Source organism: Rugosimonospora africana (genome assembly GCF_016862975.1).
Taxonomy (GTDB): domain Bacteria; phylum Actinomycetota; class Actinomycetes; order Mycobacteriales; family Micromonosporaceae; genus Rugosimonospora; species Rugosimonospora africana.
Genome location: NZ_BONZ01000056.1, coordinates 19,437 through 36,444 on the forward strand (window position 1 = coordinate 19,437; position 17,008 = coordinate 36,444).

General features: G+C 70.4%; 12 protein-coding genes and 1 riboswitch. Of the genes, 9 read left to right on the plus strand and 3 right to left on the minus strand.

From position 1 onward, the window contains the following. Nucleotides 1-122 precede the first annotated feature (122 nt). Entirely contained in the window at nt 123-908 is a 786-nt protein-coding gene (locus Raf01_RS28550) for a DeoR/GlpR family DNA-binding transcription regulator (protein ID WP_203921131.1), read from the plus strand. Nucleotides 909-1,251: 343 nt separating this feature from the next. Then, on the plus strand, nt 1,252-1,647 hold the full coding sequence (locus Raf01_RS28555) for a DUF3263 domain-containing protein (protein ID WP_373319599.1): 396 nt from the start codon (nt 1,252-1,254) through the stop codon (nt 1,645-1,647). Nucleotides 1,648-1,727: 80 nt separating this feature from the next. Here the strand turns inward: Raf01_RS28555 and Raf01_RS28560 are convergent, their stop codons facing one another. Then, complete coding sequence (locus Raf01_RS28560) at nt 1,728-3,935, minus strand: AAA family ATPase (RefSeq protein ID WP_239133995.1); 2,208 nt, start codon at nt 3,933-3,935, stop codon at nt 1,728-1,730. 119 nt (nt 3,936-4,054) lie between these two features. On the opposite strand from Raf01_RS28560, the gene Raf01_RS28565 reads away from it, so the two are divergent. The 3 genes from Raf01_RS28565 (at nt 4,055) to thrC (ending at nt 9,276) form a co-directional block, all read left to right on the plus strand. Continuing rightward, nucleotides 4,055-6,940, plus strand: coding sequence for an alpha/beta fold hydrolase (locus tag Raf01_RS28565; protein WP_203921133.1), 2,886 nt, complete (start codon nt 4,055-4,057; stop codon nt 6,938-6,940). Beyond that, nucleotides 6,940-7,821 (plus strand): ABC transporter permease, encoded by an 882-nt coding sequence (locus Raf01_RS28570; protein ID WP_203921134.1) that lies wholly within the window; start codon nt 6,940-6,942, stop codon nt 7,819-7,821. Before Raf01_RS28565 ends, Raf01_RS28570 begins: the two co-directional genes overlap by 1 nt. A gap of 24 nt (nt 7,822-7,845) precedes the next feature. Further along, a riboswitch (SAM riboswitch) is annotated at nt 7,846-7,978 on the plus strand. A gap of 11 nt (nt 7,979-7,989) precedes the next feature. Further along, complete coding sequence (thrC, locus tag Raf01_RS28575) at nt 7,990-9,276, plus strand: threonine synthase (RefSeq protein WP_203921135.1); 1,287 nt, start codon at nt 7,990-7,992, stop codon at nt 9,274-9,276. Nucleotides 9,277-9,623: 347 nt separating this feature from the next. Here thrC and Raf01_RS28580 read toward each other — a convergent pair whose 3' ends face one another. Continuing rightward, nucleotides 9,624-10,145: a helix-turn-helix domain-containing protein gene (locus tag Raf01_RS28580; RefSeq protein ID WP_203921136.1), complete on the minus strand. Its 522-nt coding sequence runs from the start codon at nt 10,143-10,145 to the stop codon at nt 9,624-9,626. Nucleotides 10,146-10,227: 82 nt separating this feature from the next. Here Raf01_RS28580 and Raf01_RS28585 point away from each other — a divergent pair, with 82 nt between their 5' ends. Together Raf01_RS28585 and paaN are read left to right on the plus strand one after the other, a co-directional pair. Further along, on the plus strand, nt 10,228-11,661 hold the full coding sequence (locus tag Raf01_RS28585) for an MFS transporter (protein WP_239133996.1): 1,434 nt from the start codon (nt 10,228-10,230) through the stop codon (nt 11,659-11,661). 214 nt (nt 11,662-11,875) lie between these two features. Beyond that, on the plus strand, nt 11,876-13,552 hold the full coding sequence (paaN, locus tag Raf01_RS28590; RefSeq protein ID WP_203921137.1) for a phenylacetic acid degradation protein PaaN: 1,677 nt from the start codon (nt 11,876-11,878) through the stop codon (nt 13,550-13,552). Nucleotides 13,553-13,616: 64 nt separating this feature from the next. On the opposite strand, the gene Raf01_RS28595 is transcribed toward paaN, so the two are convergent. After that, the gene (locus Raf01_RS28595; RefSeq protein WP_203921138.1) at nt 13,617-14,120 is read right to left on the minus strand and encodes a GNAT family N-acetyltransferase; all 504 of its coding nucleotides are present in this window, start codon (nt 14,118-14,120) and stop codon (nt 13,617-13,619) included. A 296-nt stretch (nt 14,121-14,416) separates the two neighbouring features. On the opposite strand from Raf01_RS28595, the gene Raf01_RS28600 reads away from it, so the two are divergent. Both Raf01_RS28600 and groL read left to right on the plus strand, forming a co-directional pair. Continuing rightward, the gene (locus Raf01_RS28600; protein ID WP_203921139.1) at nt 14,417-14,620 is read left to right on the plus strand and encodes a cold-shock protein; all 204 of its coding nucleotides are present in this window, start codon (nt 14,417-14,419) and stop codon (nt 14,618-14,620) included. A 725-nt stretch (nt 14,621-15,345) separates the two neighbouring features. Further along, the gene (groL, locus tag Raf01_RS28605) at nt 15,346-16,968 is read left to right on the plus strand and encodes a chaperonin GroEL (protein ID WP_203921140.1); all 1,623 of its coding nucleotides are present in this window, start codon (nt 15,346-15,348) and stop codon (nt 16,966-16,968) included. Nucleotides 16,969-17,008: the final 40 nt, after the last annotated feature.

Consider the following 17,008-nt stretch of genomic DNA (forward strand, 5'->3'; position numbering starts at 1 on the left):
CAATGGCGCCAGAGGGCGCTACAAACTCTGCTCACGTGACTCGACGTTCGACCCCCTTTTCAAGCATGATTGTGCACACATTCGTCAGCGAGTGTGCGGAGGGTGTTCAGAGGAGGCTCACGGTGGATCGGTACGCGCGCTGGAACGCGCTGCTCGAACTGCTCACCAACAGCGGGCGCGTCACCGTCGAGGACGCGGCCGAGCGGCTCGGCGTGTCCCAGGCAACCATCCGTCGCGACTTCGATCAACTGGCCCAGCAACAGATGATCACACGTACCCGGGGCGGCGCGGTCGCCAACGGTGTCTCCTACGACCTTCCGCTGCGGTACAAGACAGCCAAGCACTCGGCGGAGAAGCAGCGCATCGGTGCCGCGGCGGCCGCCCTGGTCGCGCCCGGCATGGTGGTCGCGCTCAACGGGGGTACCACGACGACCGAGGTCGCCCGCGCTCTGGCGGTGCGCCCGGAGTTGGCCGGTACGCCCGACGGTGCCCAGTTGACCGTGGTGACGAACGCGCTCAACATCGCGAACGAGCTACTGGTCCGGTCCCGGATGAAGATCGTGGTGACCGGCGGTGTGGTGCGCCCTCAGTCGTTCGAGTTGATCGGCCCGTTGGCCGGCGGCATCCTGCGTGACGTCACCCTGGACATCGCGCTGCTCGGGGCGGACGCGATCGACGTCGTGCTCGGTCCGGCGGCCCACAACGAGGGCGAGGCCGCGATGAACAACCTGATGGTGGCGCGGGCCCGGCAGGTCGTCATCATCGCGGACAGCTCGAAGTTGGGGGAGCGCGCCTTCGCCCGGATCTGTCCGATCGAGCGGGTGGACATCCTGGTCACGGACGCGGGTGCCAGCGATGACACGGTGGCGTCGTTCGAGGCGGCCGGCATCCGGGTGATCCGGGTCTGACCGCCGCCTGTCCTGCTCGCGCGCTTGGTCACCTCGCGCGTTGCTCCTGGTCGCGCGCCTCGGATAGGTCCTCGCCGAGACGGTTTGCTCTGCTTACCCCCACGCAACACCTGGCGCCATTTTCGTTGCGTATAGATAAGCAGAGCAAAGCGTGCTGAAGACATTCCCCCGGCCGTCGCGGATGATCGACGCGTGTCGCTGTCAGACCCGGGTACTACCCTCGTTCGGTATGGACAGGGTGGACGCCGACGACCTCGAGACGGTCGACGAACCGGTCGGCGCCGACGAGCCTGATGAGGTCGACGAGCTCGATGAGGTCGACGAGACCGTAGACGGCGACGACATCGTCGACGACGACTTCCGCACGTTCCACGTGCCGGACCAACGCACGGCGCCCGACATCGAAACCGTGCTTGACGTCGAGGCTGAGCCCGACATCGAGGCTGAGCTCGACGTTGAGGCTGCGGCCGCCGTCGAAGCCGCACCCGCGGCGCACAATGCGTTGACCGAGCGGGAGTGTCAGGTGCTGGCCTTCGAGCGCCGGTGGTGGAAACACGCCGGTTCGAAGGAGCAGGCGATCCGCGACCAGTTCGGCATGTCCTCGACGCGCTACTACCAGGTGCTCAACTTGCTGCTGGACAATCCGGCCGCGCTGGAGCACGACCCGGTGCTGGTGAAGCGACTGCGCCGGCTGCGCGCGGCCAGAACTCGCGCGCGCAGCGGCGGCCGGGTGGCCTGAGCGCGGGCCGGCCAGAGCGGGCCGGGTGGGTCGGGCAGGGCAGGTCGGGACAGGCCGGGCAGGGCACGCCGGCGCCACGGTCAGCCGGGTGCGTGCGTAGCCGCGTACGACTCCAGCCACGCCACCTGCCCCGGCTCCAGCGAGGCCCGAACCCGGCCGCGCGCCGTCTCGACGTGTGCCGCGGTGACGGTCGCCGCGTCCAGCGACTCACGCATCGCGGCCAGCGCCGACTCGCGGATCAGCGCGGCGCAGTCCGCCGCGGAGAAGCCGTCCAATGTGGACCCTAGCGCGACCAGGTCCACGTCCGGGGCCAGCGGCACGCTGCGCGCCGCTGACCGCAGGATCTCCGCGCGGGCGTCGCCGTCCGGCGGCGGTACGTAGACCAGACGCTCCAGCCGTCCCGGCCGCAGCAGCGCGGGGTCCACCAGGTCAGGCCGGTTGGTCGCGCCGATGACCACGACGTTGCGCAGCGCCTCCACGCCGTCCAACTCGGTCAGCAGCGCGGCCACCACGCGGTCGGTGGTGCCGCCGTCGCTCGCCTGCCCGCGCACCGGGGCCAACGCGTCGACCTCGTCGAGGAAGACCAGACTCGGGGCCGCCTCCCGGGCCCGGCGGAACAACTCGCGTACCGCGCGCTCGCTCTCCCCGACCCACTTCGACAGCAACTCGGCGCCCTTGACCGATAGGACATTGGCCCGGCCGGTACCGGCGATCGCCTTGACCAGGAACGTCTTCCCGCACCCGGGCGGCCCGTAGAGCAGTACCCCGCGCGGCGGCTGCACGCCGAGCCGGGCGAACGTGTCGGGGTACGTGAGCGGCCAGAGCACGGACTCGGTGAGTACCTCCTTGACCGACGCCATGTCGCCGACGTCGTCGAGGGTCACCTCGGCCAACTCCAGGGTGGACTCGGCCATCGAGGTCGGCCGGACCACCTCGAGGGCGGCGTGGAAGTCGGTCGCGGCGACGCTCGGCGCCTCCGACACCTTCTGCCGCAGGGCGGCCCGCACGCCGGCCTCCCGTACCAGTGCGGCCAGGTCGGCCGCGACGAAGCCGGGGGTGCGCGCGGCGATGTCGTCGAGCTTCACGTCCTCGGCCAGCGGCATCGGGCGGGTGAGCACGGTGAGCTGTTCGCGGCGCATGGCGGCGTCGGGCAGGGGTACCGCCAGTTCGTGGTCGAGCAGACCGGGTGAGCGCAGGGTGGGATCCACCGACTCCGGCCGGCTCGTCGTGCAGACCACCGCAGTACCCGAGCGCAGTGCCTCGCCCATCAGTTGGCGGAACACGGTGGACAGCGGCCCGGGAGCATCGCGCGGGGCGAGCGCCTCGGCATCGGCGACGATCACCACGCCCGGCGAGGTCGTGGACTCGAAGCCCCGGCGCAGGCGGCGCGCCGCGTCGTCGTTGGTCAACGCGGCGATCTCCGGCGCCCAGAGCATGGTGACCATCGCGCCGACGTCGGAGGCGACCGCGCGGACGAGCGCGGACTTGCCCGAGCCCGCCGGGCCGGTGATCAGCACTCCGAGTGAGACCGTGGTACCGAGCCGGGTCAGCACCTCGCCGTGATGGAAGCCGAGGTCCAGTAGCTCGGTCAGCTCCTGTGCCTGGCTGCGCAGGCCGGGTAGGTCCTCCAGCGCGGGCGGCTTCGGAGCCGGCTCGACCGAGGTGGTCACCGGCGTCTCGGTCGAGTGCGTGGCCTGGCCGCCCCACCAGCCGACCACGGTGTCCATCGTGACCAGCCCGGCCTCGCCCGGCTCGTGCCCGGTCACGGTCAGCAGCGCGGTCGTCCACCCGTACCCGACGGTGTTCGCCAGGCTGCGCCGGACCCCCTCGACCAGCGGCCGGGCGCTGCTCGCCGGCAGTACGTCCTGCGGCAGCAGCGACACGTTGTCGCCGATCGTGACCACCTTGCCGAGCATCGCCAGGCGCAGCATCTCCGGAGTGACCACGGCGACGATCTCGGGCGGCCCGGCGATCGACACCCGGTGCGCGGCCCGCACGTCGGCGCGCGCCACGCTGACCTGGCCGCCGTCCCGCACGCCGAGGTTGCCCAGCAGCAGATCATCGGCGTAGAGCAGCGCGCGGCTGGCACCGGACTCGGCCAGCGCGACGATCCCCGCGGTCTCCCGCCGCGCGGCCAGCCGGACCGGGTCTCCGGCCCGCAGGCCGAGAGCGGCGAGCACCTCGGGATGCAGGCGCACGATGCCCCGGCGGGCGTCCAGCGTGGCCGGCCGCAGGCTCGCGGTCAGGGTCAGCGAGGCGCGGTCTCCGGGACTTCGTTCGTCAGTCACGTTCGCGAGCCTATCCGCGACACCGGCCGGACACGGGCCGCCCGCCGATGCTGAGCGCGCGCTGAGAGGCTTCCGGGTACCCGCCCCTTGCGACACCCCGCCGACGTACCGTGTCGACCATGCCCACAGCGCTGTCCGCGCGCCTTCGTCGCGCCCTGCCCCGTCCGCGCCTGACCCGGCGCCGGATCGTCATCGGTGCGGTGGTGCTCGCCGTGCTGGTCGGGGCGCTGTCCTGGGCGGTCCGGCCGTCGTCGCCCGGCTATCGGATCACGTCCCAGATGATCACGGTGCAGACCGGGCCGGCCGGCACCACCCCGATCAGCCTGGACACCACTTACTACCAGCCGGATTCGGCCTCGGCCGCCCATCCGGCCGCCGCGGTGCTGCTGGCACACGGCTTCGGCGGTACCAAGGACGACGTCGCGGACGACGCGAAGGATCTGGCGAGTCGCGGGTACGCGGTGCTCGCCTGGACGGCCGAGGGCTTCGGCGAAAGCGGCGGGCAGATCCACCTGGACAGCCCGGACTGGGAGGTCAAGGACGCGCAGCACCTGATCGACTGGCTGTCCGCTCGCCCCGAGGTGCGCAAGGACGGCCCACGGGACCCGCGGGTCGCCGCGGTCGGTGCCTCGTACGGCGGCGGGCTGGCGCTGATGCTGGCCGGGTACGACCGCCGGGTCGACGCGATCGTCCCGCAGATCACCTGGAACGACCTGGGCAACGCGTTCCTGCCGAGCGCGACCGGCGCCGGCGCGTCCTCCGGGGTGTTCAAGAAGGGCTGGGCGGGCATCTTCTTCACCGGCGGAGCGGTGCCCGCCGCGCTGCCCGGATCCGGTGCTGCCGTGCCGGGAGCCGGCGGTGCCACCTTGCCGGGAGCCGGCGGCGCCCTTACCCCACCCACCGGCGCCACCCCTACGTGTGGCCGCTTCGCGGCGGACCTCTGTGCCGCGTACCTGTCGATCGCGACCACCGGCCGGGCCACCCCCGATCAGCTGGCCCTGCTGGAACGGTCGAGCCCGGCCAGCGTGCTCGACCGGATCCACGCGCCCGCGCTGCTGATTCAGGGGCAGGCCGACTCGCTGTTCCCGCTGTCCGAGGCGGACGCGAACGCGAAGGGCATCGCCGCGAACGGCACCCCGGTGCAGGTCGACTGGTTCATCGGCGGCCACGACGGCGGGAACGGGCCGCAGTCCGACCAGGACCGCAACCGGTACCTGACCGTGCAGTGGCTCGACCACTACCTGCTGGGCAAGGGGTCGGCGCCGTCCACCAGCTTCACCTACTCCCGGCTCGCCGGCATCGACGCCAACACCGACAGCGTGGTCGCGCTGGGCTACTCGGTCCACGGATACCCGGGGCTGTCCGGCCAGTCCTCGACGACCGTCACGGTCGCCGGGCCGCCGCAGCCGGCCGTCAACCCACCCAACGGCACGCCGGCGGGGATCTCGACGGTACCGGGGGTCGGCGGTGGACCAGCCGGCGCCACCGGCGGTACCGCCCAGGACGTACCCGGGCAGCACGCCGACTTCTACTCCGAGCCGCTGAAGTCCACTGTGGACGTCGTCGGTACGCCGACCGTGCGGGTACGGGCGGCCAGCCCGACCGGCCAGGCGGTGCTGTTCGTCAAGCTGTACGACGTCGATCCGCACAGCGGCGCCACACTGCCGGACGGTCTGGTGGCGCCGGTGCGCCTGACCGGACTGCCGGCGACGCTGGCCGACGCCCCGGCGGTGACGGTCACGCTGCCCGGAATCGTGCACCAGTTCCAGGCCGGGCACCGGTTGCGGGTCACCGTGGCCACCTCGGACCAGGCGTACCTGAGCCCGCCCGACCCGACCGTGTACCAGCTCGCCGTGACCGGCGGCGTGCGGCTGCCCACCGTGCACAGCACACCAATCGCCTCCCCGGATCTCATCTGGCGGTGGATCCTCGCCGGGCTGGCCGCCGCGCTGGCGATCGGGACCGTCGTCGCGATCGTGCTCGGGCGGCGCCGCCACCGCAAGTTCTCAAACCGGTCCGGCTCGGCGCGTCTGTCGCCGCGAGACGACCCGGACCAGTCGCACTTGGCACGGGCCGACCTGGCCGACATACCGCTGGTGGTCAGCGGGCTGCGCAAGGAGTACGGCGACGGATTCGTCGCGGTGTCCAAAGTGGACTTCACCGTCCGGCGCGGCCAGGTGGTCGGCCTCCTCGGGCCGAACGGAGCCGGTAAGACCACGTCGCTGCGGGTGCTGATGGGTCTGACCAAGCCGACCGCGGGCGACATCTACGTGTTCGGGCACCGGCTGGTGTCCGGCGCCCCGGTGCTGTCCCGGCTCGGCGCGCTGGTCGAGGGGCCGGGGTTCCTGCCGCACCTGTCCGGCCTGGCCAACCTCCAGCTGTACTGGCGCTCGACCGGCCGCCCGCTGGCCGACGCCCGGCTGGACGAGGCACTGGACATCGCCGGGCTGGGCGACGCGGTACACCGCCGGATCAAGACGTACAGCCACGGCATGCGGCAGCGGCTGGCCATCGCCCAGGCCATGCTCGGCCTCCCCGAGCTACTGGTGCTGGACGAACCGACGGACGGGCTGGATCCGCCGCAGATCGCCGAGATGCGCCGGGTCCTGCGCCGGTACGCCACGGACGGGCGCGCGGTGCTGGTGTCCAGTCACCTGCTCGCCGAGGTGGAGCAGACCTGCACCCACGTCGTGGTGGTGCACAAGGGCACGGTGGTGGCCGACGGGCCGGTCGACGACATCGTCGGCGACTCGCCGTCGGTGCAGTTCGACGTGTCCGATCCGGCCACCGCGACCGAGGTGCTCAACCGCAGCGGCGTACGCAGCGTGTCCGGTGAGGGCAACGGCACGCTGATCGCCGACCTGGACGGGGCGGACCGGGCGGACGTGGTGGCCGAGCTGGTTCGAGCCGGAGTGGGCGTGAACCGGGTGGTGCCGCGCCGCCGGCTGGAGGACGCGTTCCTGTCGCTGGTCGGCGGGGACACCAAGGCGAGTGGGGAGCGGTGATGGCCACGAGTACCATGTCGTCCACTGTGGACGGTTCGGCCGCCGGGTACCGGCCGACGGCCACGCTCACCTTCCGGACCGAACTGCGCCGCCAGGCCAGTCGCCGCCGTACCCAGCTGAGCCTGGGCTTCATGGTGCTACTCCCGCTGGTCATCCTGCTCGCGTTCGAGTTCGGCGGGGGCAACGGCGGAGGCGGGGACCGGGGGCAGTTCGCCGCGCTGGCCGACATCGCCAAGTCCGGCGGGCTCAACTTCGCCCTGTTCACCCTGCTGGTCTCTGCGTCCTTCCTGCTGGTCGTGGTCGTCGCGCTGTTCTGCGGCGACACGGTGGCCAGCGAGGCGAGCTGGGGTTCGCTGCGGTACCTGCTGGCCGCACCGGTGCCGCGCGGCCGGCTGCTGGGCAGCAAGCTGCTCGTGTCGCTGTTCTACAGCCTGTGCTCCCTGATCCTGCTGACCGGCACGGCGCTGCTGGCTGGGACGCTGCGCTATGGCTGGCATCCGCTGCGCACCACGGTCGCCGGGGACATCGCTCCGGGTACCGCCGTGGTGCGGTTGCTCGGGATCGTCGGGTTCGTGGCGGTCACCCTGTTGATCACCGCCGGGCTGGCGTTCCTTCTGTCGGTGTCGACCGACGCGCCCCTCGGGGCGGTGGGCGGCGCCGTACTGCTCCAGATCCTGTCCGGGATCCTGGACCAGATCACCGCGCTCGGCTCGATACGAGTGATCCTGCCCACTCACTACGGGGACGCCTGGCTCGGTCTGATTTCCAATCCGGTGCAGACGGACGACATGGTCAAGGGCGCGATCGCGACGCTTGCCTACGCCGCCGTGTTCTTCGGCACGGCCTGGTGGCACTTCATGCGCAAGGACGTGGTCAGCTAAGCTGTCCCGGAAAGACAACTGAATACCTCATCCAGAGGGGCAGAGGGAACGGCCCGTTGAAGCCCCGGCAACCACCGCGATACCTCGACGTTGAGGCCCGCCGTGGCTGGTGCCAATTCCGTCCAGGCGTGTGAGATTCGCCCTGGGAAGATGAGAGGACGGCCTCCCATGACGTCGACACTCGACGTAACTGTCAGTTCCACCGACCCCGCTCCCACCGCCGCCCGGCACCTGGTCTGTCGCGGCTGTGGCGCGCAGTACCCGCTGGCCGCGCAGCACGCCTGTTATGAGTGCTTCGGTCCGCTGGAGGTCGGTTACGACCAGGCGGCACTGGCCCGGGTGACCCGGGAGCAGATCGAAGCCGGGCCGCAGAACCTCTGGCGCTACTCCCCGCTGCTGCCGGTCGGTCAGGACCCGGCCAGCCGGGTCAGCCTCAACCCGGGGTGCACCCCGCTGGTCCGCGGCGACGCGCTCGCCGCCGAACTGGGCATGACCGGGCAACTGTGGGTCAAGGACGACTCGGCGAATCCGACCCACTCGTTCAAGGACCGGGTCGTATCGGTCGCGCTGACCGCGGCGAAGGGGCTGGGCTTCACCCGGTTCGCCTGCGCGTCGACCGGCAACCTGGCCAACTCGGTCGCCGCCCACGCCGCCCACGCCGGGGTGCCGTCGGTGGTGTTCATCCCGTCCGACCTGGAGCAGGGCAAGGTGCTCACCACCGCGGTGTACGGCGGCGACGTGGTGGCCATCGAGGGCTCGTACGACGACGTGAACCGGCTGTGCTCGGAGCTGACCGAGACCGACGAGTTCGAGGACACCGCGTTCGTCAACGTCAACGTCCGGCCGTACTACGCGGAGGGCTCGAAGACTCTCGGGTACGAGATCGCCGAGCAACTCGGCTGGCGGCTCCCGGCGCAGGTGGTCATCCCGATGGCCTCGGGCGAGCTGCTGACCAAGGTGGACAAGGCGTTCAGCGAACTGGTCGCGATCGGCCTGGTCCCGGACACCCCGTGGAAGATCTTCGGCGCCCAGTCGGCCGGCTGCAACCCGATCGCGGTGGCGCTGCACGCCGACACCGACGTGATCACCCCGGTACGCCCGACCGGGATCGCCAAGTCACTCAACATCGGCGACCCGGCGGCCGGCCTGTACGCCCTGGAGGCGGTGCGGCGCACCGGCGGCTGGATGGACTACGCCGACGACGACGAGATCCGCGCCGCGATCCGGCAGCTCGCCCGCACGACCGGGGTCTTCGCCGAGACCGCGGGCGGCGTGACCACCGCGGTGCTGGGCAAGCTGGTGGCGGCTGGTCGGCTGGACCCGAGCGCGGAGACCGTGGTGCTCAACACCGGCGAGGGACTCAAGACCCTGGACGCGGTCGCCGGCCTGGTCGGTCCGACTCATCGGGTCAAGCCGTCGCTCCGGGCGGCTCGCGAGGCCGGCCTGCTCGGGTGATTTTTTAGGGGCCCTTGACTACTCACCGTGAGTGCCGTGCTGGCATGCACGGCGACTGATCTGGCGCGTCAACCGTAAGGTTGACGTGTAGATAGCGGTGAGTAATCGTGAATTTGCTTTGGGTCCATCTCATACGGGTTCGAGGGCTTGACGACGCTCGCCGAGGCGCGCAGGATGCTGCGTGCGGGAGGACGCATCGCCGCTTGGCCTCGGGGTTACTCGGGAGACCAGCGACCCAGTGCAGAAGCGCTGTGCGAGCGTCCTCTCGACCAATTCTGGGGTCGAATCGGGCCCAGTGCCGGACACCGGGTGCGGCAGCGGTTGCCGTGGAGAGCCGCGGATCCGGGCTACTCCCGGGACGTGTCGGGGTACAGCGCGACGAAGGCCGAATAGGGCTCGCCCTCCGGATCGAGCGGGCGGGACGCGTATTCGTTCAACAGGTCGGCCACCCGTTCGCGCAACTCCTCGATGTCCTTCTTGTCCAGCCGCAGCCCCAGCCGGGAAAGCTGCCTGTCGGCCTCGTCGACGAGCCGTACCTCGTCCAGGAACGCCTCGATCATCGCCTCGCTGCCACCCTCGACCCCGGAGTCGCGCACGTCGAGCGTCCAGGACTTCCCGGTCGCCATGTACGGCACCTCCCGGGCGCCCCGCGCTCCCCGGCGCTCCGGCCCGGCGGCGAGAAAACCGGTGGCGACCAGCGTGCGCACGTGGTGCAGTGTGGTCGCTGGGTTCAGGTCCAGGCGGGCCGCGATCTCCTTGTTGGTCAGTGGCCTGTCGAGGCACAGCCGCAGGATGCGCAGCCGCAGGGACGAGGCGAGCGCGCGGGCTTCCCGCTCGGTCGCCGGCCTGCGTTGCTTGTCGAATGCCATGGCTCGTTCAGCCTAGGGCAGAAAACCCGGATCACCGAGAGAACCGGTTGACTTTTCCCAATCAGTAGCGCACGCTGCCCTCATGCCACCCGACGATGACCTCCTGCCTGCGGCTGTGCCCGTGGGAGTGGGTGCGTCGGCAGGCACGGACGGCCCGTTCTCGGCCGACTCCGGCGGGGTGATGGTCGACACTGATGAGCGGGCGCTCGCCGGCGGGGACGCCGATGCCCGCCCCGCCCGGGGTCCCCTGCGCAGGCGCCTGGGGCTGCTGGACCAGCACGACTTCCGCCAGCTCTACCTCGCGGACACCATCAGCCAGCTCGGCGCCCAGGTCACCCTCCTCGCGCTGCCGCTGGTCGCGGTGCTCGCGCTGCACGCGACCACGTTCGAGGTCGGCGCGCTGACCGCCTGCGAGACGGCCGCCTTCCTGTTCGTCGGGCTCCCGGCCGGTGCCTGGGTGGACCGGATGCGGCGGCGCAACGTTCTGATCGCCGGCGACCTCGGCCGGGCCGTGCTGCTCGGCAGCATCCCGATCGCCTGGTGGCTGCACTGGCTGACCGTGGAGCAGCTGTTCGTCGTCGCGCTGCTGGCCGGCGTCTGCACCGTGTTCTTCGACGTGGCATACCAGAGCTACCTGCCGCACCTGGTCGGCAGGGAAAACCTGATCGAGGGCAACGCCAAGCTGGAGTCGGTCCGGGCGGTGAACCAGATCGGCGGCCCGGCCGTCGCCGGCCTGATCGTCCAGGCGTTCACCGCGCCGTTCGCGATCGCCGTCAACGGGCTCAGCTACCTGGGTTCCGCGCTGTTCGTCACCCGGATCCGGCGCCGCGAGTCCCGGCCGGAGCGCAAGCCGGACGCGCACCTCGGCCGGGAGATCATGGAAGGGCTGCGGTTCGTGCTCGGCAACCGCATGCTCCGCTCGATCGCCGCGTGCACCGGCTCGTCCAACCTGTTCAGCGCGATCGGCGCCGCGATGCTGGTGTTGCTGTTGGCCCGGATCCTGGGCCTGCCGCCCTGGCAGATCGGCCTGTTCAGCTCGGTGCCGGCGATCGGGGGCCTGCTGGGCGCGTTCACCGCGACCAGGATCGCGCGCTGGCTGGGCCAGGGGCCGGCGATCTGGATCGCACCCCTGGTCAGCGCGCCGTTCGCGCTGTTGATGCCGATGGCCCAGCGCGGAATCCTGCTGTGGCTGGCCGCGATCGGCAACGGCATCTGGTGGTACGGGGTGGTGGTCTACAACGTCGCCCAGGTCAGCTTCCGCCAGGGCCTGTGCCCGGAGCGGTTGCTCGGCCGGATGAACGCCACCATGCGCTTCCTGGTCTGGGGCACGATGCCGGTGGGTGGACTGCTCGGCGGGCTGCTGGGCGAAACGCTCGGCGTCCGGCCGGCGATGTGGATCGGCGCCATCGGCGGCCTGTTCTGCTTCCTGCCGGTGTTCCTGTCGCCGCTGCGCTGGATGCGCGAGCTGCCTACGCACGAGCCGGACCCGGTACCGGAGGGGGCGCCGGCCGCATAGACACCTGATCACCGGAGCGGACTCCGTTGGCTGCGTTGTTCCCCACTCTGGAGATCAGGAACGGGGGTGGGGCGATGCCACAAGCATCGCCCCACCTGACTGTCTGTCGGGACGCCCGCCTGTGGCGGGGCCGGCCGGTCGCGGGAACTGTCCGCCGCACGACTGGGGCAAAGTCACCACGGCCGGGGACCGCGGGATGCGGCATCATTGGCCCATGACTGCCACCGTCGCCAGCCACGAGCTGTACGCGAAGCACTCCGACACGCTCCAGCGAGCGCTGACCGCGATCGCCGAGCGCGGCTACTGGTCCGCCTACCCCGAATCGCCGAGCCCCAGGGTGTACGGCGAGGGAGCCGCCAGCGCCGGCGCCGCGGACTTCCGGTCCTACCTCGGTACGGACTTCCCCCTCGACCAGCCGGGCGATTCCGTGGTGGCTACCGAGTCGTCCCCGTTCGGCATCGCGCTCGATGTCCGGTATCCGCACGCCTCACCCGATGCGTTGATCGACGCCGCGACCGGTGTGCTGCCCGCCTGGCGCGCCGCCGGCCCGCAGGTACGGGCGGGGGTGTGCCTGGAGATCCTGGCGCGGCTGCACGAGCACATCTTCGAGCTGGCCAACGCGGTGCAGTTCACCACCGGCCAGGCGTTCGTGATGGCGTTCCAGGCCGGCGGCGCGCACGCGCTGGACCGGGCGCTGGAGGCGCTGGCCTACGCGTACGCCGAGCAGACCCGTCACCCGGCCGCCGCCGACTGGGAGAAGCCGGCCGGTCGGGGCGATCCGCTGCGGATGAACAAGACCTTCCACGTGGTACCGCGCGGAGTCGCGCTGGTGGTCGGCTGCAACACGTTCCCGACCTGGAACTCGTACCCCGGCCTGTTCGCGTCGCTGGCCACCGGCAACCCGGTCATCGTCAAGCCGCACCCGCGCGCGGTGCTGCCGTTGGCGATCACCGTCCGGTACGCGCGGGAAGTGTTGGTGGAAGCCGGATTCGAGCCGGACATCATCCAGCTCGCGCCCGAGGGGCCGGACGAGAAGCTGGCCTCCACGCTGGCGCTGCGGCCGGAGGTGCGGATCATCGACTTCACCGGATCCACCGGGTACGGCGAGTGGCTGGAAGCCAACGCCCGCCAGGCGGTGGTGTTCACCGAGAAGGCCGGGGTAAACGCGATCATCGTCGACTCCACCGACGACTTCGCCGGCATGTGCGGCAACATCGCATTCTCCCTGACTCTCTACAGTGGACAGATGTGCACCACCCCGCAGAACATTCTGGTGCCCCGCGGCGGGATCGAGACCGCCGACGGGCACAAGTCGTTCGACGAGGTGGCGGCCGGCATCGCCGGAGCGGTACAGAAGCTGACCGGTGACGACGCCCGGGCGGTCGAGCTGACCGGTGCGATCGTCAACGACGCCGTGTCGGCGCGCATCGAGGCGGCCCGGGGGCACGGGACGGTACTGCTCGACTCCCGTACCGTCAACCACCCGGCGTACCCGGACGCGGTGGTGCGAACTCCGCTCATCCTGACGCAGGATTCGTCTCAGGTGGCCGTGTTCGACGGCGAATGGTTCGGGCCGATCTCGTTCGTCGTCGCCACCGAGTCGACGGACGAGAGCGTCGCGCTGTTCCGCCGTACGGTCGGTGCCAAGGGCGCGCTGACCGCGGCGGTGTACTCGACCTCGCCGGACGTACTGGCCGCCGTCGAGGACGCGGCGATCGACGTCGGCGTGCACCTCTCGGCGAACCTGACCGGTGGTGTCTTCGTCAACCAGTCCGCCGCGTTCTCCGACTTCCACGCCAGTGGCGCCAACCCGGCGGCGAACGCCGCGCTGACCGACGGTGCCTATGTCTCCAACCGGTTCCGGATCGTGCAGTCCCGCCGGCACATCTGACGATCCACCCGTCCGCTGCCCGGCCCGCCGTCGGTGGGTCGGGCAACGCCGTACCGGCGTCGGATCAGGCCGTACGGCGCATCTTCAGCTCGGTGAGCACCGGTACCGTCGGGTGCCGCGCGCGCAGGCCGGTGTCCACGAAGCCGAGCCGCTGGTACGCCCGGACCGCCCGATCGTTGCCGACGACCACTTCCAGCTCCAGCTCGGTCCGCCCGGCCGCGCGGGACCACTGCGCGACGGCCTCGATCAGCCGCCCCAACAGGCCGCTGCCCCGCCACGCGGGCGTCAGGTACACGGCGTATATCAGCGTGACGTCCCGGGTGCCGGGCGGCGTGAAGCCACCGGCCTGCCCGACCAGCCGGCCGTCGGCCGCCGCGACGAACAGTGCCGACTGGTTGCCCGCCACCCGTTCGGAGAACTTGGCCTTGAACTGGGCGTGCGACCGGGCGGCCGCCTCGTCGATTGTTTCGAGAAACGCCAGCGGCGTGTCCGCGAGCATTTCCAGGCGCAGTGCCCGGGCCATTGCCGCATCAGCGATCGTCACTCGGCGCACTACCGCTTCGCCCATTGCGCTAGCTCTCTTCTCTCCGTAGCCGCTTGACCGGCCCGCCTAAAAACCGCGCGAGCCTGCGGTTCCGATAGTCCTACCGTTCGGCGCTTACCCGGCGGTACCCATTGAGTCTCGACTGTGACCATGAGGTCCGATTTGCGGGGGTGCGGCTAACAGACCGCTCGTGTACCGTGCTTTTTCGGTCGCTGTTTCGCCCCGTGTCCCGCCAGACCCGGTAAGCAAACCGCGGCACCGGCTCCGCGGTGGGGTCGGGGGTTGAGAGACCCAGCACCATCGAAGTGAGGAAGTGCACCGTGGCACAGGGCACCGTCAAGTGGTTCAACAGCGAGAAGGGCTATGGCTTCATCGCGGTCGACGGGGGGCAGGACGTCTTCGTCCACTTCTCCGCGATCGAGATGGACGGCTACAAGTCGCTGGAAGACGGTCAGCGCGTCGAGTTCGAGATCGCGCAGGGTCAGAAGGGCCCGCAGGCGGAGAAGGTCCGCCTGATCGCCTGAGTCTGCGAGGCCGGCTATCGCGGGCCGTATCAGACGTGACATCACGGGACATCGATCCTCACCTCTGTGGTGATTCGGTGTCCCGTGTGTCGTTTCTGATCTTCTCGTCGTGGGCCGTGCTCCCACCCTCTTAGGTCTTGATGAGAGCCGCTGGCATCCGACAGTGGACCCGCCTCTGCGGCTCTTGATCTTTCCCAACGTCGGGCCGCCGCCCGGGGCGCGACCGCGGTTCCGGCCCGGCCGGAACCCTCCGCGCGATCCGGCGGAACCCTCCGCCCGGCCCGGCCCGCGGGCGGGCCCATCGCGGCCCCGCGGCCTTTCCAGCGGCCCTCCCCACGGGCTGCTGCCGCAGTGCTGTGGGCCCTCTGCGCGGCCCCTCCGTGCGGCCCGATTCCCCGACCCGCGCTCCCTTGGTATCAACCGGCGTACCGACCCCGGTTCACCGACGCGAACCCCCGGCCCGGCGCGGCCACAGACGCTTGCACTCGTCAGGGGAGAGTGCTAAACAAGTGATTGGCACTCGGGTAGGCTGAGTGCCAACGGTCGGGGCGGTGGGGTCCCAGCAGTGGGGCCAGTCGTCGCGGGCTAATCGGCCCGGCCGGGGAGCGGTGTTGCCCAAGCCGGCGTGTCTGCCGGGGTGGTCGCACTGTTCTGACCACGCGTAAGCAAACGGGCCGCCGTCTAAGAAGCGGAGGCGCCGGGATTGTCCAGGAGGACAACGCCGAATGGCCAAAATCATCGCGTTCGACGAGGAGGCGCGCCGCGGTCTTGAGCGGGGCATGAACAACCTCGCCGACGCCGTCAAGGTGACGCTGGGCCCGAAGGGCCGCAACGTCGTGCTCGAGAAGAAGTGGGGCGCCCCCACCATCACCAACGATGGTGTGAGCATCGCCAAGGAAATCGAGCTCGAGGACCCGTACGAGAAGATCGGCGCTGAGCTGGTCAAGGAAGTTGCCAAGAAGACCGACGACGTGGCCGGTGACGGCACCACGACGGCGACCGTTCTGGCTCAGGCGCTGGTCCGCGAGGGCCTGCGCAACGTCGCCGCCGGCGCGAACCCGATCGCTCTGAAGCGGGGCATCGAGGCCGCGACCGCGGCGGTCGCCGAGGAGCTGGCCAAGCTCGCCAAGGACGTGGAGACCAAGGAGCAGATCGCCTCGGTCGCCTCGATCTCGGCCGGTGACTCCAGCGTCGGCGAGATCATCGCCGAGGCGATGGACAAGGTCGGCAAGGAAGGCGTCATCACCGTCGAGGAGAGCAACACCTTCGGCCTGGAGCTTGAGCTCACCGAGGGCATGCGCTTCGACAAGGGATACATCTCCCAGTACTTCATGACTGACGTGGAGCGGATGGAGGCCGTCCTCGACGACCCGTACATCCTGATCGTCAACAGCAAGATCTCCGCGGTGAAGGACCTGCTCCCGAGCCTGGAGAAGGTCATGCAGTCGAGCAAGCCGCTGCTGATCATCGCCGAGGACATCGAGGGCGAGGCTCTGGCCACCCTGATCGTCAACAAGGTGCGCGGCACCTTCAAGTCGGTTGCCGTCAAGGCCCCCGGCTTCGGCGACCGCCGCAAGGCGCAGCTGCAGGACATCGCGATCCTCACCGGTGGCCAGGTCATCAGCGAGGAGATCGGTCTCAAGCTGGAGAACGCCACCCTCGACCTGCTGGGCCGCGCCCGCAAGGTGCAGATCACCAAGGACGAGACCACGATCGTCGACGGTGCCGGTGACGCCGACCAGATCCAGGGCCGGGTCAACCAGATCCGTGCCGAGATCGAGAAGAGCGACTCCGACTACGACCGCGAGAAGCTGCAGGAGCGGCTGGCCAAGCTGGCCGGTGGCGTTGCGGTCATCAAGATCGGTGCCGCCACCGAGGTCGAGCTGAAGGAGCGCAAGCACCGCGTCGAGGACGCTGTGCGTGCGGCCAAGGCCGGCGTCGAGGAGGGCATGGTCTCTGGCGGCGGTGTCGCGCTGGTCCAGGCTGGCAAGACCTCGTTCGACAAGCTGGACCTGGTGGGCGACGAGGCCACCGGTGCTCAGATCGTGCGTACCGCTCTGGAGGCTCCGCTGCGCCAGATCGCGGTCAACGCCGGCCTCGAGGGCGGCGTTGTGGTCGAGAAGGTCCGCAGCCTGCCGGCTGGCCAGGGCCTGAACGCGGCTACGGGCGAGTACGTCGACATGCTCGAGTCGGGCATCATCGACCCGGCCAAGGTGACCCGGTCGGCGCTGCAGAACGCGGCCTCGATCGCGGCCCTGTTCCTGACCACGGAGGCCGTGGTCGCGGACAAGCCGGAGAAGGCGCCGGCCCCGGCCGGTGCGCCGGGCGGCGGGGACATGGACTTCTGAGTCCCAGTCTCAAGCCACGACGAACGGGCGAGCCACTCGG